The 20,664-nt window shown below is 56.1% G+C and carries 19 protein-coding genes, 4 tRNA genes and 1 pseudogene; 20 read left to right on the forward strand and 4 right to left on the reverse strand.

What is annotated here, in order from left to right:
* Positions 1 to 3 precede the first annotated feature (3 nt).
* Positions 4 to 765 carry a T9SS type A sorting domain-containing protein gene (locus tag LRS06_RS12385; RefSeq protein ID WP_257871782.1) on the reverse strand — a complete coding sequence of 254 codons (762 nt, stop codon included), beginning with the start codon at positions 763 to 765 and terminating at the stop codon, positions 4 to 6.
* A gap of 173 nt (positions 766 to 938) precedes the next feature.
* Here LRS06_RS12385 and LRS06_RS12390 point away from each other — a divergent pair, with 173 nt between their 5' ends.
* The 7 genes from LRS06_RS12390 to nadD all read left to right on the forward strand — a co-directional run bounded on the left by LRS06_RS12390 (position 939) and on the right by nadD (position 6,242).
* Positions 939 to 1,709, forward strand: coding sequence for a glycosyltransferase family 2 protein (locus tag LRS06_RS12390; protein WP_257871783.1), 771 nt, complete (start codon positions 939 to 941; stop codon positions 1,707 to 1,709).
* On the forward strand, positions 1,706 to 2,761 hold the full coding sequence (locus LRS06_RS12395) for a glycosyltransferase family 9 protein (RefSeq protein ID WP_257871784.1): 1,056 nt from the start codon (positions 1,706 to 1,708) through the stop codon (positions 2,759 to 2,761). Before LRS06_RS12390 ends, LRS06_RS12395 begins: the two co-directional genes overlap by 4 nt.
* A 5-nt stretch (positions 2,762 to 2,766) precedes the next feature.
* Positions 2,767 to 4,047: an O-antigen ligase gene (locus LRS06_RS12400; protein WP_257871785.1), complete on the forward strand. Its 1,281-nt coding sequence runs from the start codon at positions 2,767 to 2,769 to the stop codon at positions 4,045 to 4,047.
* A gap of 82 nt (positions 4,048 to 4,129) precedes the next feature.
* The gene (locus LRS06_RS12405) at positions 4,130 to 4,768 is read left to right on the forward strand and encodes a sigma-70 family RNA polymerase sigma factor (RefSeq protein ID WP_257871786.1); all 639 of its coding nucleotides are present in this window, start codon (positions 4,130 to 4,132) and stop codon (positions 4,766 to 4,768) included.
* Positions 4,769 to 4,788: 20 nt separating this feature from the next.
* Entirely contained in the window at positions 4,789 to 5,073 is a 285-nt protein-coding gene (locus tag LRS06_RS12410) for a hypothetical protein (RefSeq protein WP_196953983.1), read from the forward strand.
* A 9-nt stretch (positions 5,074 to 5,082) separates the two neighbouring features.
* Complete coding sequence (gene gmk / locus LRS06_RS12415) at positions 5,083 to 5,667, forward strand: guanylate kinase (protein WP_257871787.1); 585 nt, start codon at positions 5,083 to 5,085, stop codon at positions 5,665 to 5,667.
* Entirely contained in the window at positions 5,664 to 6,242 is a 579-nt protein-coding gene (nadD, locus tag LRS06_RS12420; RefSeq protein ID WP_257871788.1) for a nicotinate (nicotinamide) nucleotide adenylyltransferase, read from the forward strand. Before gmk ends, nadD begins: the two co-directional genes overlap by 4 nt.
* Positions 6,243 to 6,319: 77 nt before the next feature.
* On the opposite strand, the gene frr is transcribed toward nadD, so the two are convergent.
* The 3 genes from frr to LRS06_RS25395 all read right to left on the reverse strand — a co-directional run bounded on the left by frr (position 6,320) and on the right by LRS06_RS25395 (position 8,314).
* Positions 6,320 to 6,883 (reverse strand): ribosome recycling factor, encoded by a 564-nt coding sequence (gene frr, locus LRS06_RS12425; protein WP_257871789.1) that lies wholly within the window; start codon positions 6,881 to 6,883, stop codon positions 6,320 to 6,322.
* Positions 6,884 to 6,991: 108 nt separating this feature from the next.
* Positions 6,992 to 7,759 (reverse strand): UMP kinase, encoded by a 768-nt coding sequence (gene pyrH / locus LRS06_RS12430; RefSeq protein ID WP_257871790.1) that lies wholly within the window; start codon positions 7,757 to 7,759, stop codon positions 6,992 to 6,994.
* A gap of 54 nt (positions 7,760 to 7,813) precedes the next feature.
* Positions 7,814 to 8,314 (reverse strand): biotin/lipoyl-containing protein, encoded by a 501-nt coding sequence (locus LRS06_RS25395; protein WP_308239902.1) that lies wholly within the window; start codon positions 8,312 to 8,314, stop codon positions 7,814 to 7,816.
* A 96-nt stretch (positions 8,315 to 8,410) separates the two neighbouring features.
* Here LRS06_RS25395 and LRS06_RS12440 point away from each other — a divergent pair, with 96 nt between their 5' ends.
* From LRS06_RS12440 to rpoB, 13 genes and pseudogenes are all read left to right on the forward strand, one after another.
* Positions 8,411 to 10,993: a M1 family metallopeptidase gene (locus LRS06_RS12440; RefSeq protein ID WP_257871791.1), complete on the forward strand. Its 2,583-nt coding sequence runs from the start codon at positions 8,411 to 8,413 to the stop codon at positions 10,991 to 10,993.
* Positions 10,994 to 11,225: 232 nt separating this feature from the next.
* A tRNA-Tyr gene (locus LRS06_RS12445) sits at positions 11,226 to 11,305 on the forward strand.
* A gap of 65 nt (positions 11,306 to 11,370) precedes the next feature.
* Positions 11,371 to 11,443: transfer RNA gene (locus LRS06_RS12450), tRNA-Gly, on the forward strand.
* Between the two features lie 54 nt (positions 11,444 to 11,497).
* Positions 11,498 to 11,569, forward strand: a tRNA-Thr gene (locus tag LRS06_RS12455).
* Between the two features lie 167 nt (positions 11,570 to 11,736).
* Complete coding sequence (gene tuf, locus LRS06_RS12460; protein WP_257871792.1) at positions 11,737 to 12,924, forward strand: elongation factor Tu; 1,188 nt, start codon at positions 11,737 to 11,739, stop codon at positions 12,922 to 12,924.
* Between the two features lie 117 nt (positions 12,925 to 13,041).
* Positions 13,042 to 13,115: transfer RNA gene (locus LRS06_RS12465), tRNA-Trp, on the forward strand.
* A gap of 47 nt (positions 13,116 to 13,162) precedes the next feature.
* Positions 13,163 to 13,357, forward strand: coding sequence for a preprotein translocase subunit SecE (gene secE, locus LRS06_RS12470; protein ID WP_196953976.1), 195 nt, complete (start codon positions 13,163 to 13,165; stop codon positions 13,355 to 13,357).
* 13 nt (positions 13,358 to 13,370) lie between these two features.
* Entirely contained in the window at positions 13,371 to 13,937 is a 567-nt protein-coding gene (gene nusG, locus LRS06_RS12475; protein ID WP_149069445.1) for a transcription termination/antitermination protein NusG, read from the forward strand.
* A gap of 191 nt (positions 13,938 to 14,128) precedes the next feature.
* Positions 14,129 to 14,571: pseudogene (gene rplK / locus LRS06_RS12480) on the forward strand (50S ribosomal protein L11).
* A 20-nt stretch (positions 14,572 to 14,591) separates the two neighbouring features.
* Positions 14,592 to 15,287 (forward strand): 50S ribosomal protein L1, encoded by a 696-nt coding sequence (rplA, locus tag LRS06_RS12485; RefSeq protein ID WP_257871793.1) that lies wholly within the window; start codon positions 14,592 to 14,594, stop codon positions 15,285 to 15,287.
* Between the two features lie 19 nt (positions 15,288 to 15,306).
* Positions 15,307 to 15,861 (forward strand): 50S ribosomal protein L10, encoded by a 555-nt coding sequence (gene rplJ, locus LRS06_RS12490; RefSeq protein WP_257871794.1) that lies wholly within the window; start codon positions 15,307 to 15,309, stop codon positions 15,859 to 15,861.
* Positions 15,862 to 15,925: 64 nt separating this feature from the next.
* Positions 15,926 to 16,300, forward strand: coding sequence for a 50S ribosomal protein L7/L12 (gene rplL / locus LRS06_RS12495; protein ID WP_257871795.1), 375 nt, complete (start codon positions 15,926 to 15,928; stop codon positions 16,298 to 16,300).
* A 324-nt stretch (positions 16,301 to 16,624) separates the two neighbouring features.
* A complete protein-coding gene (gene rpoB / locus LRS06_RS12500; protein WP_257873408.1) occupies positions 16,625 to 20,500 on the forward strand; it encodes a DNA-directed RNA polymerase subunit beta in 3,876 nt (1,291 codons plus the stop codon).
* The last annotated feature ends 164 nt before the right edge of the window (positions 20,501 to 20,664 follow it).

Genomic DNA, 20,664 nt, shown 5'->3' on the forward strand with positions numbered 1-20,664 from the left:
ACCCTAATGCTGCACGAGCAAACGCAACGTACGGCCGGGCTTAGATGAGTTCATCGAAGTAATGCGTACCAGATAAGTTGCCGCGGGTAGCTCTGCTACGGGCAACACAAAGAGGCTGGCCTTAACGGAATAAGTTTTTATCAGCCCGCCCTGAGTTGTGTATACCTGCACCTCACGGTCAGCAGCAGTGCCGAAATCCAGCGTGGCTTGCCGGGAAGCAGGGTTGGGATAGAGGCTGATGCTAGTGTCGGGCGCGGTGGTGTGAGGCTGCGTTACCAATGCCCGTTGAGCCGTACTCTGCGGCTGCACCCGGTATATGGGGAAGATACCGGGCTGGCCGGCGTAAAACTTGCGTAACACGCGGCGGTCAAAGCGCAGGCGGAAACTGTCCCGGGCAGCGCTGTGGTAGCGTACCAGTTCGGGCCAAGCGTTCTGCTTAACCAAGGAGGTCAGGCTGTCCATTTGCCAATAACCGGTGTTCAGGCCCTGCACCTGCCCGCGCTCAATACGCACTGCGTGCACCCAGCAGCTGGAGTCCCCTAAGCTCTCGACGAAGTAGTAAAGCCCCCTGAAACGAAAGACATCAGCGGTCAGCATAGTATCGGTAGCGCCTTGCCGCAGCGTGTTCAGGCCCGTATGCGGGTCGAAGGTGATTTCCAGAGCCAGCGTGTCCTGCGGGCTGATGAGCGTAACCCTGGAGCCCAGCAACCGCGTTAGATTTTGCGGCCGACTGATAGGAAAGGCATCAAAGCGCGCGGTGGGCATTGTGCCGTCGCAGCTGCTCAGCAACGCAAGCGTTGACAGGCCAAGAAGTGCTGATAATTGCATAGAGCTAAGCAGGCTAGGTGAAACACTAAGGGCTTATCCTGAATGCACCCAACTGGCCAAACGTAACCCAGTATGGTGCGGCGCGCCAAAATGCGGATATTTGCCCCGCTATGCCGTCCGTTCCGCTGTCCGTCGTCATCATCACTTTCAACGAAGAAGCCAACATTGCCCGCTGCCTGGAAGCAGTGCGCGGTGTGGCCGATGATGTGGTGGTAGTCGATAGTTTTTCGACAGACCAGACGGTGGCTATCAGCCAGGCAATGGGCGCCCGGGTCGTGCAGCACGCTTTTGAGGGCTACGTGCAGCAAAAGAACTTTGCCACGGCGCAGGCCCGGCATCCGCACGTGCTGCAGCTGGATGCCGACGAAGTACTCACGGCAGCGCTGCAGCAGAGCCTGCTCCAAGCCAAAGCCAACTGGCAGGGTGGTGGGTACACGCTGGCCCGCCTCACCAACTACTGCGGCCACTGGGTGCGCCACGGCGGCTGGTACCCCGACCGAAAGCTTCGGCTTTACGACCGACGCCTGGGCCAGTGGCAGGGTGAGCTGCTGCACGAGCGGTACGAGTTAGCACCCGGCCAGCCCACGCCGCTGCCTTTGGCCGGCGACCTGCTGCATTATTCTTACCCCTCTGTCGAAAGCCACGTGCACCAGCTCAACCGCTTCACTACTATTGGCGCGCAGGAACTAGCAAACAAAGGCCGCAATGCTAAGTGGTGGCACCTCACGCTGAAACCGGTTGGCAAGTTCTGGCACCTGTACTTGCTGCGGGGAGCTTGGCAGGATGGCTTTGCCGGCTTGTGCATCGCCGCGTTATCGGCCTGGGGCGTATTTTTGAAATACGCCAAGCTGCGGGCACTCAACAAAAATCTGTCGGCATGAAGACTTTTCTGATCAGCCGCACTGATGCCATCGGCGACCTAGTGTTGACGCTGCCTATGGCCGGCTGGCTAAAGCAACAGTTCCCGGGCTGCCGAGTGGTGGTATTGGGCCGCAACTACACCCGGGAAGTAGCTACCGCCAGTCCTTTTGTCGATGGTTTTCTGAGTGACGACGACCTGATGGTGCTGCCCAGCCAAGCTCAGGAAGCCCGCATGCAGGCAGTCAAGGCCGATGTTATTCTGCACGTATTTCCCAGTCGAAGGCTGGCCCGGCTAGCCAAGGAGGTTGAAATACCCGTCCGGATAGGAACCCGTAACCGATGGTTTCACTGGCTCACGTGCAACCGACTGGTGAGCCTGAGCCGCCGCCACTCGCCCTGGCACGAAGCGCAGCTCAACATGCTGCTGCTGCGCCCATTGGGTTTGCAGGCTGTGCCAGCCCTGGAAGAACTGGTGCCCCTGGGAAAACTGCAGGCTTCCGAAGCGTTAGCAGTATCTGTGATGGAGCAGCTACAGCGGAAACCGGCCGGTAAGCTCAACATCATTCTGCACCCCCGTTCCCGCGGCCACGGCCGCGAATGGGGCCTGGCGCATTTCGGTACGTTAGCCCGACTCCTGCACGCGCAGGGGCATCAGGTGTTCGTCACGGGCACGGCCGCCGAGGCTGATACCATGCGGGAGTGGCTGCAGGCCCACGCCGGCCTGCTGACGGACCTCACGGGGCAGCTGTCCTTACCGCAGTTCCTGGCCTTCATTGCCGCCACCGATGGGATGGTAGCGGCTGGCACGGGGCCGTTGCATCTGGCCGCCGCGCTGGGCCGGCAGGCGCTGGGCTTGTTTCCACCTATTCACCCGGTGCATTCGGGGCGCTGGGCTCCGCTAGGCCCGCACGCCGAGTATCTGGTATTTGATAAGCCTGATTGTTCGGAGTGCCGGCAAAATCCGGTGGGCTGCTCCTGCATGCTAGCCATTGAACCAGTGGAGGTAGCAGCCCACATTGCCAGGTGGCAGCCACTGACGCCGGGCAATGCCTCACGTGGCATGTCTGCCTGAAGATGATGAACAGGCAGCTTCTCCGGATATCCCGGCTGTATGGGCGCGGCCAGCTTTCCCAGTACTTGCTGCTGCTGGCCTGCGTGGCAGGCGTGGCGGGCTTGCTGGCGTCGCGGGCTTTGGTGGCTATTAGTCCGCTGGTAGGCATTGCGGCCGTGCTGGCCAATCCGGGGCTACGACAGGCGTGGAGATGTTACTGGCGCTTGCGTACTGTGTGGTTTCCTGCGCTACTTTATCTGTTCTGGTGGGTTAGTGCCCTCTATACCTCCGACTGGCCGGTGTGGCGCCACGAAGTGTACCGCCAGCTGCCCTTGCTGGCGCTGCCGCTGGCCTTTGGGCTAAGTGTGCCGCTCAGTGGGCGGCAGCGCTACGGGGTGGGGGTGTTATTCACAGTGAGCACGGCGCTGGTGGCACTGGGCACGCTTGGGCAGTATTTTCGGCAGTATGCGCACGCCAACGAGCTGTTTGCGCTGGGGCAGAACCTGCCTTCCATTACGGGTATTTTTCACATTCACTTCAGCGTTATGCTCGCGCTGGCCGCATTTTTCGGCTGGCTGCTGGGGCAGCAAACCCAAGCAGCCAGTTGGCAGCGGTGGTTGGCAGTCGGCAGTGCGGCAGTATGCGTGCTGGTCCTTCACATGCTGGCCTACCGCACCGGGCTGTTTGTTTTCTACGCTACACTTTTGCTGAGGGCCGGAGTGCTGGTGGCCCGGCGGCGCTGGCTGCTGGGGGCTGGGCTGCTGGTGCTGCTGGTGCTGGGCCCCATTGTAGCATACCACACCTTGCTACCCGTGCGCAACCGGGTGGCGGCTTCCCTGTACGACCTAGAGCAGTTCACGCTTCGGCACGATATCAACGACTACTCCCTTTCCAAGCGACTGGCTGCCTGGCACACGGCGCTGGCCGTTAGCCGGCAGCATCCGTGGGTGGGCGCTGCCCCCGCCGATGTCCGCCAGGCTATGCAGGCACAGTATGCCCGCCAGAGTTTCGGCTTGCGGCCCGTCAATCAGGTGATGGTGCACAACCAGTACCTGCATCAGCTGGTAGGCGGTGGCATAGTTGGGCTGGCTTTATGGCTGCTGATGCTCTTTGGGCCAATGGTGCAACCCGGGCAGTGGCAAAACGCGTACGTGTATCATTTCCTGACTCTGCACGCCGTGGCCATGCTGACGGACTCGCTGCTGGAGCTTCAGATAAGTTTTAACCTGTTTATATTTTGTTACGGATTTCTGCTGGTAGCTGCCGAAAGGAGGCTGCTGACGGCTTCTGCGGCTGATTCTGCTTGAAGGACTCGTCATAATCCGTACATTTAGCTGCTGCCTACGCGGGTGTTTTTCCATCCGCTACCGCGTAACTCCCTAGCACCCCATGAGCGATTCTCCCGAACGGGTTTCCAAATTATCCAAAGAAGAGAAGGACCGCCGGTTCCAGGCTGAACTGATGCCGGTAATCGACTCTTTGTACAACTTTGCTTACCGGCTTACGCTGGATGAGGACGATGCCAATGATCTGGTGCAGGAGACGTATCTGAAGGCCTACCGCTTCTTCGAATACTTCGAGCCGGGAACCAACGCCAAGGCTTGGCTGTTTCGCATCCTGAAAAACTCATTCATCAACGACTTCCGTAAAAAAAGTAAACAGCCTGCCAAAGTCGACTACAGCGAAATTGAAGGCTATTACAATACGGAGGATGTGGAGGCTGAGGGCGATGCGGGAAGCACATCGTCTGACTTGCGGCAGCAATCCGTGCGTGACCTCATCGGCGACGAAGTGGCCAGCGCGCTGAACTCGCTGCCGGTGGATTTTCGCACCGTGATTATCCTCTGCGACTTGGAAGGCTTCACCTATGAGGAAATGGCCAAAGTACTGGACATCCCCATTGGTACTGTTCGCTCAAGGCTGCACCGGGCACGTAACTTTTTGAAAGACAAACTTGAAAAATACGCAAAATCAATCGGCTACGGTGGCAACCCCGAGGCCGATGAGGATGCGGAAGACCACGAATAACCCTCTCTTCCCTAAAGACTATGGATGTTACCTCTACAAAACAAGACCAACCGGCTGCCGACGCTAACGGTACCGACTGTGAACGAGTGAATACAATTCTGGATCAAATCGTTGAAGGCCGTTCTCCCAGTGAGGAGGACGAAGATTACTTCATAAATCATGCCGAGGATTGCTCTCCGTGCTTCGACACCATTGAGAAACAGCAGGTGTTTATTCACTTCCTGGGCCAGCATGTAGGTCGTAAAGGAGCACCTTCTTCGCTGTCGGAAAGCATCATGGCACGGTTAAATGTAGAAATGGCCTAATTTTGCCCCATGCAGGGGAAAATCATTGCCTTTTCCGCTCCCTCCGGAGCCGGTAAAACCACCATTGTTCACCGGATGCTGGAGCGCATTCCGGAGCTAAGCTTTTCTATCTCGGCGTGTACGCGCGACCGGCGCGGCCGGAGCGAAACCAACGGGCAGGACTACTATTTCATCTCCGTCCAGGAATTCCAGGACAAGATTCGTCACGAAGAATTCGTGGAGTGGGAGGAAGTCTACGAAGGTGCTTTCTACGGCACGCTGAAATCGGAAATTGAGCGCATCTGGGCCAGCGGCAAACACGCCGTGCTGGATGTGGACGTGAAAGGCGGTCTAAGTATCAAGGAGTTTTACAAGGACCGGGCCCTGGCTGTTTTCGTGAAGCCGCCTTCCATGCAGGTGCTGGAACAGCGCCTGCGCGCCCGTGCTACCGATTCAGCGGCCAGTATCTCATCACGCCTCTACAAAGCCGGGTTTGAGCTGACATTCGAGGACCGTTTCGATGAGGTTGTCATCAATGATGACCTAGACGCCGCTACGGCCCAGGCTGAAAAGCTGGTGCGAGAGTTTATCACGGCCGAGCCAGCTATTCTGTGAGTCAGGCTAGAGTAGGCCTGCTTTTCGGCTCCTTCAATCCTATACATACCGGCCACCTCATCCTGGCCGAATTTATGGCCACGCATACCGATCTGGATGCCGTATGGCTGGTGGTTTCGCCGCAGAGCCCGTTTAAAGTAGGAGAGGAGCTGTTGCCTGAAACTGAGCGCTACGCCTTAGTGCAGGCGGCTATTTCGGATAATACCCGGTTGCGGGTGCTGGATATTGAGTTTGGAATGCCCAAACCCAATTACACCATTCACACGCTGGATGCCTTGCGGCAGCAATACCCTTTACAAGAATTTGTGCTGCTGATGGGGGGCGACAATCTGCCGGGTCTGCCCCGCTGGAAAGAAGCCAGCCGGATTATGGCCGAGTATAATATTTACGTGTATCCCCGGCCCGGAACGCCTATAGCCGAAGTGACAGCACAAGTACGAATAGTAGAGGCGCCGCTACTGGATATTTCCGCCACCTTTATTCGTGGGTGTGTGCGCGCTGGCCGCTCTATCCGGTATATGGTACCGGCCGCCGTCGATGAGCTTATCAAACGCAACAAGTACTGGCAAGCGTAGTGTCTTGCTACAGTCCCCATAGAAAAAGCCCCTGCCATTTGCTTGACAGGGGCTTTTTCTATGGGGACTGGCTGACCTCAGATGGTCATGATTTCAGCTTCCTTCTTGCTGACGAGGTCATCTATCTTGACGATGTAGCTGTCGGTGGCTTTCTGCACTTTGGCTTCGGCGTCTTTCACGGCATCTTCCGAAGCGCCTTCTTTCAGCAGCTTGCGTAGGGAGTCGTTCACATCTTTACGGATGCCGCGGATGCGCACTTTGCCGCTCTCCGATTCAGTTTTCACCTGCTTCACCAGGTCACGGCGACGCTCCTCCGTCATGGGTGGAATATTCAGGCGCACACCTTCCGCGTCCGACTGCGGGTTGAGGCCCAGGTCGCTGTTCTTGATGGCTTTCACAATTTCGCCTACCATGTTCTTTTCCCAGGGCTTGATGAAGAGCGTGCGGGCATCGGGGGCAGCAATGTTGGCTACCTGGCTCACGGGCGTAGGCGTGCCGTAATAATCGACGCGCAGGCCTTCCAGCATGGCTGGCGAGGCTTTGCCGGCGCGGATACGGCTCAGCTCCGTGCCCGTGTGCTGGAGCGACTTGCTCATTGATTCTTCCGCTTCGTCCAGGTAGAATTTAATTTCTTCGTCCATTGTATGTAGGCTGAATGGTTAAATGGCTGAGTGAGGAAAGTGGTTGAGGTTCTGAGAAAAGTGCTGCACGGCAACCATTTAACCATTCAGCCGTGCAGCGGAAGTATACTATGCCTTGTGAGCAGCCGGTTGCAGGCCGCTGGGCTCAGGTGCCTGCACCGGGGCGTTGTTTATTTTTACCAGCGTACCTACGGTTTCGCCGGCCAGCAGGCGCTGCAGGTTCCCGTGCTTGTTCATATCGAACACGATAATGGGCAGATTATTTTCCTTGCACAGCGTGAAGGCCGTCATGTCCATCACGTTCAGGTTTTTGGCCATTACCTCATCAAAGGTGATTTCGGGGTACCGCACCGCCGACGGATCCTTCTCGGGGTCCGCCGTATAGATGCCATCCACGCGCGTGCCCTTCAGTACCACATCGGCCTCAATTTCAATGGCGCGCAACGACGCGGCCGAATCGGTAGTGAAGTAGGGAGAGCCAATACCGGCGCCGAAGATAACCACGCGGCCTTTCTCCAGGTGCCGCAGGGCGCGCCGCCGGATATACGGCTCGCACACCCGCTGGATCGTCACGCCCGACAGCAGGCGGGTGTTCACGTTCAGCTTCTCAAGGGCGCTTTGCAGGGCCATAGAGTTGATGACCGTAGCCAGCATCCCCATATAATCACCCTGCACCCGGTCGAGCCCGAAGGCTTCGGCCTGCACGCCCCGGAAGATGTTGCCCCCGCCGATAACGACGGCCACTTGGGTACCGGTAGCGGCGGCAACCTTGATTTCTTCGGCGTATTGCATCAGGCGCTCAGCATCGATGCCGTATTGCTGGTTGCCCATCAGGGCCTCACCGCTGAGCTTGAGCAGGATTCGGGTATATTTCAAAACGGAGAAAATTAGCGTGAGAAAAGAAGCGGAGCCAACCAGCCAGGGCCGGGTTTAGCCGAATTGAATAAGAATCTGCCCTTTGGTGACGTTGTCGCGCATACGCACTTTGACGTCTGAGATAGTGCCGTCGGCCGGGGCTTTCAGAATGTTTTCCATTTTCATGGCTTCCAGCACCAGCAGCGCGTCACCTTTCTGCACAGTCTGGCCCGGCTCTACCCGAACGTCCACGATGAGGCCCGGCATGGGCGCTTTCAACTGGTTTACTTTCTGGGTGGCAGCGGCGCCCAGCCCCATTTTATCCAAGAGCAGATCGAAGCGGTCCTTGCCCGTCAGTTCCATCTGCTGGCCGTTGATTTTCAGCTGGACCGTTTTGCCGGGGCGGTCTACCTGAACAACCTCGACTGAAAAAGACCGTCCTTCGTGCACCACATGATACCGCTCGTTGCCCAAGGGCATAATGTCCCAGTTAAAGGGCTGATCTTGAACCGTAATAGAACCGGGGCGAAAATCTACCTCCCAAACCTTGTCGGAACCGGTGGTAACTTGGAGCATCTGAGCGGGGATAAGGTGGGCGGAAAAGGGCCTAAAGATAGGCCAAATCTCAAACTTATTTCGGAAATTGAGCCACATTACCCTATTGCCACCCGCATGAAATACCCGGTTCTCGGCACCCTTAGTTTAGTACTCGTACTGCATGTGGTAGCACTGGCCCAGAACGTCAGACCAAATCAAGAGACGGTACCCAAAGCTAGTACGCGCAAAAAAGCCCAGCCCGCCGAAGCTGTTTCTACCACCGAAACAGCCACGGTCATTATCCCCTCGTGGCTGCCCTCGTCGGGTTCCACGCAGCCCGCCGCTACAATCCTCAGTGACCTGCAGCATACCGCGCTGGACTTGCGCTTCGACTGGGCCAAGCAGCAGGTTATCGGCTCGGCTACCCTGACGGTGCGGCCGCATTTTCATCCGCAGAACCAGCTGGTGCTGGATGCAAAAGGGTTTGATATCCGGAATATCCGGCTGCTGACGGGCAACGGCAAGGAAAAGGCCCTGACTTACGGCTACGACAGGCGGCAACTCACCGTCAACCTCGACCGCACGTATGCCCGCACCGAAACCTACCAGGTACGCATTGCCTACATAGCCAAGCCCAACGAGCTGCCCGCCAGCGGCTCCGATGCCATTACTAGCAATAAAGGATTGTTCTTCATCAACCCCCTGGGTACGGAGAAGGGCAAGCCCCGCCAGATCTGGACGCAGGGCGAGATGGAAAACAACTCCAACTGGTTTCCGACCATCGACAAGCCCAACCAGCGGATGACGCAGGAAATCACCCTGACGGTGGATGGGCAGTACAAAACTCTGTCGAACGGTTTGCTGGTAACCTCCAAAAAGAATGCCGACGGCACCCGCACGGATACTTGGAAGCAGGTGCAGCCCGCCGCGCCCTACCTGGCCATGATTGCGGTGGGCGACTTTGCCGTGGTGAATGACACCTGGCGCGGCAAAGCCGTCGACTATTACGTAGAGCCAAAGTTTGCCGGCACCGCCAAAGCAGTTTTCGGGAACACGCCCCAGATGCTGGACTTTTTCTCGAAGAAATTCGGGGTAGAGTTTCCTTGGGAAAAATACGCCCAGATTGCCGTGCGCGACTACGTTTCGGGTGCCATGGAAAATACCACGGCCGTGGTGCATGGGGAAGGCATTCAGGCCACCCGCCGGGAACTGCTGGATCAGAACTTCGACTGGGTAATTGCGCACGAGCTGGTACACCACTGGTTTGGCAACTACGTCACCTGCGAGTCTTGGGCTAACCTGCCGCTCAACGAGTCCTTCGCGGACTACGGCGAGTTACTCTGGACGGAGTACAAGTACGGCGCCGATGCGGCCTCAATGGTGCAGGCAACGGCCCTGAACCACTATCTGCAGGAAGCCGAAGACAAGCGCGTGCCGCTTATCCGGTATCAGTACCGGGAAAAGGAAGACATGTTTGATCGGCACTCCTACCAGAAAGGCGGCCGCGTACTGCACATGCTGCGTAAGCACGTGGGGGATGAGGCCTTCTTCTTGGCGCTCAATCAGTATCTCACCCGCTACAAGTTCTCGGCAGTAGAAATAGATGAGCTACGGATGACCTTTGAGGAAGTGACCGGCGAAGATCTGCACTGGTTTTTCGACCAGTGGTTTTTGCAGCGTGGCCACCCCGAGCTACGCATCACTCATAGCTACACCAACGGACAGGTAAGTCTGCGCGTGCAGCAAACCCAGGATTCCACGTTCACGCCTATCTATCGTCTGCCCGTTACGGTAGCCATTTGGGGAAACAATAATCAGTCGGCCACGCACCGTATTACCGTTACCAAAGCCGATCAGACCTTCCTGCTGCCTTCGTCGCAGCGCCCCAGTCTGGTAAAGTTTGATGATGAGTCCCAGTTGCTGGCGAAAATAGAGGAGGAGCTTTCCCAGGATGAGTTGGTATACCTGCTTCAGCACGCCCGCAACTATCAGCAAAAGCAACAGGCCATTGAAGGGCTGCGCCCTAAAGTAGCAGACCTTGCTGTTTCGGCTACCTTGCGAAACGCTCTTAATGATAAATTCTGGGGTGTGCGCGTGGCCGCCGCTGAAGCGCTGCGGCGCTACAAAGGCCCCGAAGGCGGCGCAGTACGGAAAGAGCTGCAGCGCGTAGCTACCACCGATACCCGGAGCGACGTACGAGCCGCCGCCATTACTACGCTGAACTCCTTCAGCAACGAAGACTTTGGCCAGGTCTACGACACGGCGCTGAACGACAGCTCGTATACAGTGGTAAGTGCGGCGCTGGCTGCTCTTACCCGTAATCCTACCGTAGCATCGCAGCCGAAAATTGCCACTCTGCAGGAAACCCCCAGCAGCCGGGTAATTACCGCTTTGGGCGGCTATTACGCACTAAATGGGCATTTAGACCAATACGAATGGTTTTTGCGCCACCTGGAAACACTCCAGGATGCCGATTTATATACCTTCCTGCCCAACTTCGGGCAGTTCATGCAGCGTATGCCGCCGATCGAGCGGGAAAAAGGCATCAAACGGCTGGAGGTACTAGCCCGCAACAACCCTTCCTATCTGGTACGGCTAGGCGCCTACAAAGGGTTGAGTGCTGTAGCCGAACGCAGCCAGGAGTTAAAAACGATACTCCAGGATATCCGTGCCAAGGAAAAGGATGAAGGGCTGAAAGGGATGTATAATCTGCTGTAACTGATTTGCGAGGAATAATTCTGCCTGAAAACCGGGCCAGTAAGCTGCTGAAGTAGAATCGGATATCCAAGCATGAGGCTAAACCGATGAAAAAATATTGCAGTAATTAAGCTCAATAGCTTGACTTGCGTCTGAAAGCGGCTAATTTTGCAACTCCTTTAGCAATCGGCCTTCTACCGAGGGCGGTTTAAGAGGAGCAAGTTCAGTGCAAACGGTGCTGATAAAACTAACTGGGGGTATCGCATAGCGGCAATTGCGGGTGACTGTAACTCACCTCCTTCGGGTTCATAGGTTCGAGTCCTGTTACCCCCACAGTTCAGTAAGTAGTGAAATGGTGAGTTGTTGAGTTGAGCTCACCATTTCACCGCTCACCATTCGCGGGAGTAGCTCAGTTGGTAGAGCGGCAGCCTTCCAAGCTGCAGGTCGCGGGTTCGAACCTCGTCTCCCGCTCTCTTAATAGTCAGCAGCCATTGGCTAGCTAGCTATTACCTCAAAGAAGAATAAGCCGTTTTAGCTCAGTGGTAGAGCACTTCCTTGGTAAGGAAGAGGTCATGGGTTCAAATCCCATAAATGGCTCACAATTACGGTTGTCAACGGAGCAGCGCGACTGCCCCGTTCGGAGCTGTCAGCTAAGTAAAGCGACGTGCAGTTGTTGCCACTCAGTGGAGCTGCGTTTCGCTTTCTTGCGGTATAGTCAAGTCGCGTTTTCTCTTCTTTCTAAAATTCCTCTTAATCTCTTTACAATGGCCAAAGAAAATTTTGATCGTTCCAAGCCGCACGTGAACATCGGTACGATCGGGCACGTCGACCACGGCAAAACCACCCTGACTGCTGCTATCACCACGGTACTGGCGAACAAAGGTTTGGCTGCGAAGCGTGACTTCTCGTCTATCGACAACGCTCCGGAAGAAAAAGAGCGTGGTATCACCATCAACACCGCGCACGTAGAGTACTCGACCGTAAACCGTCACTATGCTCACGTTGACTGCCCTGGTCACGCTGACTATGTGAAGAACATGGTAACGGGTGCTGCCCAAATGGACGGTGCTATCCTCGTGGTAGCTGCTACCGACGGCCCGATGCCCCAGACGCGTGAGCACATCCTGCTCGCTCGCCAGGTAGGTGTTCCTCAGCTGGTGGTGTTCATGAACAAAGTAGACATGGTAGATGACCCCGAGCTCCTCGAGCTGGTGGAAATGGAAATCCGTGAGCTGCTGTCGTTCTACGACTTCGACGGTGACAACATCCCCGTAATCCAAGGTTCGGCTCTGGGTGGCCTGAACGGCGACGCCAACTGGGTTCCCAAGATCGAGGAGCTGATGGACGCTGTTGACAGCTACATTCCGATTCCTGCCCGTCTGACTGACCTGCCCTTCCTGATGCCCGTAGAGGACGTATTCTCTATCACGGGTCGTGGTACGGTAGCAACTGGTCGTATCGAGCGTGGTATCATCAACTCGGGTGAGCAGGTTGACATCCTCGGCATGGGTGCTGAAGGTCTGAAGTCGACCGTTACTGGTGTTGAGATGTTCCGCAAGATCCTCGACCGTGGCGAAGCTGGCGACAACGTAGGTCTGCTGCTCCGTGGCATTGAAAAAGAAGCCATCCGTCGCGGTATGGTTATCTGCAAGCCCGGCTCGGTAACGCCTCACAAAAAGTTCAAGGCTGAGGTGTACGTACTGTCGAAAGAAGAAGGTGGCCGTCACACGCCGTTCTTCAACAACTACCGTCCCCAGTTCTACCTGCGCACCACCGACGTAACGGGTATCATCACCCTGCCCGAAGGTGTTGAAATGGTAATGCCTGGCGACAACATCACCATCACGGTGGAGCTGATCAACAAAGTAGCTATGGAAAAGGGCCTGCGTTTCGCTATCCGCGAAGGTGGTCGTACCGTAGGTGCTGGTCAGGTTACCGAAATCCTCGACTAGTTTCCACTAGATCAATGCAATCCGCCCTCGATTTTTTCGGGGGCGGATTTGTTTTGTCCAAGCAGTTCAGTACATTTGCAGTCCCAATCCGGCCCCAGGCTGTTTTGAGACGCATCCACGGGCGTAGTTCAAGGGTAGAATAGAGGTCTCCAAAACCTTTGATGGGAGTTCGAATCTCTCCGCCCGTGCCATTACAGCTGCTCCGGCAGCAGGTACCACCAGCCAAATCGGCGACACCATGAGCAAGCTGACCAACTATTTCCGCGAAACGACCGAGGAGATGCGCTACAAAGTAACGTGGCCATCCTTTGAAGAGCTACAGAAGAGCGCTGGCTTGGTGCTTATTGGCTCGCTCGTGTTTGCGATTATCGTTGGCGTGATGGACTTGGTTTTCAAAACGGGGCTGGAAGCGTTCTACAACTCCTTCCGCTAAGCGTTACTGACTAATGGGAGAGTTGAAATGGTACGTTGTCCGTTCGGTCAGCGGGCAGGAGAAAAAGGCTAAGACCTACCTCGAAACCGAGATAGGGCGTCACGGCCTTTCTGACTTAGTGCCGCAGGTGCTGATTCCGGTAGAGAAGGTATTCGAGATGCGTAACGGCAAGAAGCGCGTGCGTGAGCGGAACCTGTATCCCGGCTACATCATCATCCACGCCGACCTGACCCACGGCGAAGTTGACCACATCATCACCAGCACTCCGGGCGTTATCGGCTTTCTGAGTGATAAGGAAGGCAAAGCAGCCAATCAGAATACCAAGCCGGTTCCGCTGCACATTTCGGAAGTAAACCGCATTCTCGGGATTGTGGACGAAGCCGAAGAACAGACGGCCACGCTGGAGACGCCTTTCGTTGCTGGTGAGTTGGTGAAGATTGTAGATGGTGGTTTCGCCGGTATGTCGGGCACTGTTTCGGAGGTTTTCGAAGAGCGCAAGAAATTGAACGTCATTGTCAAAATTTTTGGGCGTAGCACTCCTATGGAGCTCAGCTACACCCAGGTCGAGAAAGAGTCATAACAGAGCTTAGATCAGGAGAGCTTAGAACTTAGCCGCCAACGCATCTAAGTTCTAAGCTCTGATTTCTAAGTTCTCTTTCAATATCGTCGCAGGCCATTCGCTCCGGGCCGGCGGTGCTTCCACCAGGAGCAAATACATTCATCTGAGGAGGATGCGAGTTACGTCGTGTCGTCCGCAGCCTTTCAATCCAAATGGCCAAGGAAATTAGAGGTTATCTGAAGCTTCAGATAAAGGGAGGCGCCGCGAACCCCGCGCCGCCGGTTGGACCTGCACTTGGTAGCAAAGGCCTTAACATCATGGAGTTCTGCAAGCAGTTTAACGCGCGCACCCAGGATAAGGCCGGCCAAGTTTGTCCTGTTCTCATCACCATGTACACCGACAAGTCGTTCGACTTCGTGGTGAAGACCCCCCAGCACCGGTAATGCTGAAGGAAGCCGCTAAAATTCAGAGCGGTTCCAAAGAGCCTAACCGGAACAAGGTAGGGTCGGTAACGTGGGACCAGATCCGCACTATTGCCGAAGTGAAAATGCCTGATTTGAACGCGTTCAAAATCGAATCGGCCATGAAGCTGGTAGCTGGTACGGCCCGCAGCATGGGTATCACCATCAAGGGAGATTCTCCTTTCGCTGAATAATCTTAACGGAGAAGAATCAGATGGCACAAGTAAGCAAAAAGCGCAAGGAAGCCCTTGCCAAGCACGATCTGACCCAGGTGCGCAACCTCGTAGAGGCTGCTACCGTGGTGAAGGACATCACCTATACCAAGTTCGACGCCTCGGTTGATATCGACGTTCGTTTGGGTGTAGACCCCCGCAAAGCCGACCAGATGGTACGTGGCGTAGCAACGCTGCCCCACGGTACTGGCAAAACGGTACGCGTTCTGGCCCTCGTTACGCCCGACAAAGAAGCCGAAGCTACCGCTGCTGGTGCTGACTTTGTTGGTCTGGACGACTACATCTCGAAAATCGAGAAAGGCTGGACGGATATCGATGTAATCATCACGATGCCGGCTGTAATGGCTAAGGTAGGCCGTCTGGGTCGCGTACTAGGTCCTCGTGGCCTGATGCCGAACCCCAAGTCGGGCACCGTAACCACCGACGTAGCCAAGGCTGTGCAGGAAGTGAAAGCAGGTAAAATCGACTTCAAAGTCGACAAAACCGGCATCATCCACTGCTCGGTTGGTAAAGTGTCGTTCGACCCGCAAAAGCTGGCCGAAAACGCCATCGAAGTAATTCAGACCCTGAACCGTCTGAAGCCTTCGTCGGCTAAAGGAACGTACATCCGCAGCATCACGCTTTCGAGCACGATGTCGCCCGCCGTTCCGGTTGACACCACGGTAACTTCCGCATAACTAAAATCAACACGACGATATGATCCGGGAAGAAAAACAAGCCCTCGTCGACGAGTTGAGCGAGAAGTTTCAATCGCACAACGCGTTCTACATCACCGATGCGTCGGGGATGTCAGTGGCGAAAATCAACGAATTCCGTCGCCTGTGCTTTAACCGCGGCCTGGAGTTCAAAGTCTACAAAAACACGTTCATCCGCAAAGCCCTCGACACCCTCGATGGCAACACGGCGGAAATGGACGAGGCGCTGAAAGGCCAGTCGGGCGTGCTGTTCTCGAAAGAGTCGGGCAATGCTCCTGCCAAGCTGCTGAAAGACTTCTACAAGGCGCAGAACTACGGCCGCGGCGTTGAGCCCAAGCCCGTTCTGAAAGGCGCTTACATCGATGCCAGCATCTACCTGGGTTCTACCCAGCTTGAAACGCTGAGCACGCTGAAAGGCAAAAACGAGCTTATCGGTGATGTTATCGGTCTGCTTCAGTCGCCTGCTAAGAATGTTATTTCTGCTCTGACGAGCGGCGGTAGCAAGCTGGCTGGTATCCTCAAAACACTTTCCGAAAAAGAAGAGGTTGCAGGCTAACCGCTGCTCATCTTTTTCCCTTTCAATTTCCTTCAACAACCCCCCTTTTTAACAATCTACAGAAATGGCAGATTTGAAAGCATTCGCCGAGCAGCTCGTTAGCCTGACGGTAAAAGAAGTAAACGAACTGGCTGGTATCCTGAAAGACGAGTATGGCATCGAGCCGGCTGCTGCTGCAGTTGTGGCTGGTCCTGCTGGTCCTGCTGCTACCGAAGCTCCTGAGGAGAAGACCTCGTTCGACGTGATCCTGAAGTCGGCTGGCGCTGCCAAACTGGCTGTGGTGAAACTGGTGAAAGACCTGACCGGTCTGGGCCTGAAAGAAGCCAAAGAACTGGTTGACGGTGCTCCCAAGGCCCTGAAAGAAGGCGTAACCAAGGACGAGGCTGAAGGCCTGAAGAAGCAACTGGAAGAAGCCGGCGCTGAAGTAGAAGTTAAGTAATTTCTGCTGCCTGCTCTAACACCAGCAAATAGGGAGAGGCCTGGCAACTAAGCCAGGTCTTTTCCTGTTTGTAGGCAACAACTAGAACGGAAGTTCGTTTGCACGCCGCTTTGCGGCTTTTCGTGCCTACGGTGAGTACGGCGCAAGGTTCTGCCTTGCGCTTTCGTGCGCCCGCCAGGCTACCCGGTCAGAAAAAATCTGAGGGGGCAACGGGCTTTCGGCTGATTCCCAAGGTAGCGGTTTTGCCGTTACGCTGGGCTGGATTCTCTCAGTGTCCATTTCCTAACCCCACATACATTGGCTACACCGAAAGCACAGACAGGACTGCAAAAACTGCAGGCCGCTGACGAGCGGATCAACTTCGCCAAGATTAAAAAGGTTATTGAGTATCCGGATTTCCTGGACGTGCAGGTTCGCTCGTTCATGGATTTCTTCCAGTTGGAAACGGCTGCCGAAAACCGGACCGATGAGGGGCTGTTCAAAGTATTCGCGGAGAACTTTCCGATTTCGGACTCCCGCGAAAACTTCGTGCTGACCTTTATCGATTATCACGTCGACCCGCCCAAGTACTCGGTTGACGAGTGCATCGACCGGGGCCTGACGTACTCGGTGCCGCTGAAAGCCAAGCTGCGTCTGGTCTGCAATGATACGGACAACGAGGACTTCGAGACGATTGAGCAGGAAGTGTTTTTGGGAAATATTCCCTACATGACCGAAAAAGGCTCATTCGTTATCAACGGCGCCGAACGGGTTATTGTGTCGCAGCTGCACCGCTCGCCGGGGGTGTTCTTTGCCCAGAGCAAGCATACCAACGGCACCAAGCTGTATTCGGCGCGTATCATTCCGTTCAAAGGCTCGTGGATTGAGTTTGCCACGGACGTGAACAACGTGATGTACGCGTACATCGACAGGAAAAAGAAATTCCCGGTTACCACACTGCTGCGCGCTATCGGCTACGGCACCGACAAAGACATCCTGGACCTGTTCGGGCTGTCGGAAGAGGTGAAAGCCGATAAGAAAATCCTGAAGAAAGCCGTCGGCCGCAAGCTGGCCGCGCGGGTGCTGCGCACCTGGACGGAAGACTTCGTGGACGAGGACACCGGCGAGGTAGTTTCCATCGACCGGAACGAGGTGCTCCTGGAGCGCGACTCGACCATCGAGGAAGAAGATATTGACACCATCCTGAATGCCGGAGCCAAATCGGTTATCCTGCACCGCGAGAACGTCAACATCGCCGACTTCGCCATCATCTACAACACCCTGCAGAAAGACAACTCCAACTCGGAGAAGGAAGCTGTGGAACAGATCTACCGTCAGCTGCGGAATACCGAAGCGCCCGACGAAGAAACTGCCCGTGACATCATCCAGAAGCTGTTTTTCTCGGATAAGCGCTACGACCTCGGCGACGTAGGCCGTTACCGCATCAATAAGAAGCTGGGTATCGATACCGGTTGGGACGCCCGCGTACTAACCAATGAGGACATTGTTCTCATCGTGAAATACCTGATCGGTCTGATCAACTCGAAGGCCATTGTCGATGACATTGACCACTTGAGCAACCGCCGCGTGCGCACGGTAGGGGAGCAGCTCTACGCCCAGTTCGGCGTAGGCCTGGCCCGGATGGCGCGTACCATCAAGGAGCGTATGAACGTGCGCGACAACGAGGACTTCAAGCCGGTTGACCTGATCAACGCCCGCACACTGTCGTCGGTTATCAACTCGTTCTTCGGCACCAACCAGTTGTCGCAGTTCATGGACCAGACCAACCCGCTGGCCGAGGTGACGCACAAGCGTCGCGTATCGGCACTGGGGCCGGGAGGTCTGTCGCGCGAGCGGGCTGGTTTCGAAGTACGTGACGTTCACTACACGCACTACGGCCGCCTCTGCACCATCGAAACGCCGGAAGGCCCGAACATTGGTCTGATTTCGTCGCTGTGCGTGCATGCCCGCGTGAACTCGATGGGCTTCATCGAAACTCCCTACCGCACCGTGGAAAACGGCAAGGTAGACACCACGGAGAACGTGAAGTACCTGACGGCCGAGGAAGAGGATACCCACCACATTGCGCAGGCCAACGCCCGCATTGATGAGTCGGGCAACTTCATCAACGAACTGGTAAAAGGCCGTTTCGAAGGCGACTTCCCGGTAGTAGGTCCCGGCGAATACAGCTACATGGACGTGGCCCCGAACCAGATTGTGTCGGTGGCGGCTTCGCTGATTCCGTTCCTGGAGCACGACGACGCCAACCGCGCCCTCATGGGCTCGAACATGCAGCGTCAGGCAGTACCGCTGCTGAAGGCTGAGGCGCCCATCGTGGGCACCGGGCTGGAAGGCCGCGTGGCTACCGACTCCCGTACGCTGGTAGTAGCGGAGAGCGACGGTGTAATTGACTATGTGGATGCCAACCGCATCGTAGTGAAATACGACCTGACGGAAGACGACATCCTTGTAAGCTTCGATGCCGAGAAGATTTCGTACGACCTGATCAAGTTCCGCCGCACCAACCAGGACACCTGCATCAACCTGACGCCCCTCGTGAAGAAGGGCGAGCGGGTAAGTAAGGGCCAGGTATTGTGCGAAGGCTACGGCACCAACAAAGGCGAGCTGGCCCTGGGCCGCAACATGCAGGTGGCATTTATGCCCTGGCAGGGCTACAACTTCGAGGATGCCATTGTCATTTCGGAGAAAGTAGTGCGCGACGACATCTTCACCTCGATTCACATCGAGGAGTTTGAGCTGGAAGTACGCGAAACCAAGCGCGGCGAAGAAGAGCTGACCTCGGAAATTCCGAACGTGAGCGAAGAAGCTGTGCGCAACCTCGACGACAACGGTATCATCCGTCTGGGCGCTGAAGTGAAGGAAGGCGACATCCTCATCGGCAAGATTACGCCCAAGGGCGAAACCGACCCGACCCCGGAAGAGAAGCTACTCCGCGCCATCTTCGGCGACAAAGCCGGCGACGTGAAGGATGCCTCCCTTAAGGCGCCACCGTCCCTGAATGGGGTAGTTATCGGTACCAAGCTGTTCTCGCGTCCGAAGAAAGACAAAAACCTCCGGGCCAAGTCGAAGAAGGAAGTGGAAGAGCTGAAGGATACGTACGCTCGTGAGCTGCGCGGCATCAAAGCCGTGATGGTAGAAAAGCTGGTGCAGCTGCTGGAAGGCAAAACCTCCCAGGGTGTAAAGCACAAGTTCGGCGACGAAATCATTTCGAAGGGTGTGAAATTCGGCAAGAAGAACATTGCCGAAAACCTCTTCCCCGATAAGAACCCCTACAAGGACGAGAGCAACTATGCCGTGCCCGAGGAGGTGAACATGTTCAAGGACCTCGTGCTGGAAGGCTGGACCGCCGATGCCCGTGTGAATGCCATGGTGACGGACCTGGTGAAGAACTACGCCAAGAAGCGCAACACCATCACGGCCCGCTTCAAGCGCGACCGGTTCACGCTGGAAGTAGGTGACGAACTACCCGCTGGTATTGTGCAGCTGGCTAAAGTCTACATCGCCAAGAAGCGCAAGCTGAAGGTGGGTGATAAAATGGCTGGTCGTCACGGTAACAAAGGGGTAGTAGCCCGCATCGTGCGCGATGAGGACATGCCCTTCCTGCCCGACGGCACGCCAATGGACATCGTGCTCAACCCGCTGGGTGTACCTAGCCGGATGAACATCGGTCAGATTTACGAAACTGTACTGGGCTGGGCCGGCCTCAAGCTGGGCCGCACCTACGCTACCCCCATTTTCGATGGTGCTACCGAAGAGGAAGTATCGAAGGAACTGACGGAAGCCGGGTTGCCAACCTTCGGCCGCGCGTACCTGCACGACGGTCTGACTGGTCAGCGTTTCGACCAGCCGGTAACGGTGGGTGTTATCTACATGCTGAAGCTGGGTCACCTAGTGGATGACAAGATGCACGCCCGTTCCATCGGGCCGTACTCGCTCATCACGCAGCAGCCGCTGGGTGGTAAGGCGCAGTTCGGTGGTCAGCGCTTCGGTGAGATGGAAGTGTGGGCGCTGGAAGCCTTCGGGGCGTCCAACGTGCTGCAGGAAATCCTCACGGTGAAGTCGGACGACGTGGTAGGCCGCGCCAAGGCGTACGAAGCCATTGTAAAAGGCGACGTACTGCCCAAGCCGAATATCCCCGAGTCATTCAACGTACTCATCCACGAGTTGCGCGGTCTGGCCCTGGAAATCACGCTTGACTAAGGCTTGAAACAGGTGGCTGCTGGTGCTTAGGTATCGGCAGCCACTTTTCAGGTCTTTCTATAATAAAGAGTACGCGGTTCGGGAAACCGATAACACCTGCCGCCGGCGCCGTTCCGAGATATGGTCAGCACGGCATCAACCTCTGGCAGCAAGTGGCCGCACAT

The sequence above is a fragment of the Hymenobacter sp. J193 genome (assembly GCF_024700075.1).
GTDB lineage: Bacteria > Bacteroidota > Bacteroidia > Cytophagales > Hymenobacteraceae > Hymenobacter.

Coding starts and splice junctions, on each gene's coding strand:
- LRS06_RS12410 (WP_196953983.1), top strand. CDS start 4,789: ATGGATGTTACCTCTACAAAACAAGACCAACCGGCTGCCGACGCTAAC.
- frr (WP_257871789.1), bottom strand. CDS start 6,883: ATGGACGAAGAAATTAAATTCTACCTGGACGAAGCGGAAGAATCAATG.
- LRS06_RS12405 (WP_257871786.1), top strand. CDS start 4,130: ATGAGCGATTCTCCCGAACGGGTTTCCAAATTATCCAAAGAAGAGAAG.
- tuf (WP_257871792.1), top strand. CDS start 11,737: ATGGCCAAAGAAAATTTTGATCGTTCCAAGCCGCACGTGAACATCGGT.
- LRS06_RS12390 (WP_257871783.1), top strand. CDS start 939: ATGCCGTCCGTTCCGCTGTCCGTCGTCATCATCACTTTCAACGAAGAA.
- rplA (WP_257871793.1), top strand. CDS start 14,592: ATGGCACAAGTAAGCAAAAAGCGCAAGGAAGCCCTTGCCAAGCACGAT.
- LRS06_RS12385 (WP_257871782.1), bottom strand. CDS start 765: ATGCCCACCGCGCGCTTTGATGCCTTTCCTATCAGTCGGCCGCAAAAT.
- gmk (WP_257871787.1), top strand. CDS start 5,083: ATGCAGGGGAAAATCATTGCCTTTTCCGCTCCCTCCGGAGCCGGTAAA.
- rplL (WP_257871795.1), top strand. CDS start 15,926: ATGGCAGATTTGAAAGCATTCGCCGAGCAGCTCGTTAGCCTGACGGTA.
- secE (WP_196953976.1), top strand. CDS start 13,163: ATGAGCAAGCTGACCAACTATTTCCGCGAAACGACCGAGGAGATGCGC.
- LRS06_RS25395 (WP_308239902.1), bottom strand. CDS start 8,314: ATGCTCCAAGTTACCACCGGTTCCGACAAGGTTTGGGAGGTAGATTTT.
- nusG (WP_149069445.1), top strand. CDS start 13,371: ATGGGAGAGTTGAAATGGTACGTTGTCCGTTCGGTCAGCGGGCAGGAG.
- LRS06_RS12400 (WP_257871785.1), top strand. CDS start 2,767: ATGAACAGGCAGCTTCTCCGGATATCCCGGCTGTATGGGCGCGGCCAG.
- LRS06_RS12395 (WP_257871784.1), top strand. CDS start 1,706: ATGAAGACTTTTCTGATCAGCCGCACTGATGCCATCGGCGACCTAGTG.
- rplJ (WP_257871794.1), top strand. CDS start 15,307: ATGATCCGGGAAGAAAAACAAGCCCTCGTCGACGAGTTGAGCGAGAAG.
- LRS06_RS12440 (WP_257871791.1), top strand. CDS start 8,411: ATGAAATACCCGGTTCTCGGCACCCTTAGTTTAGTACTCGTACTGCAT.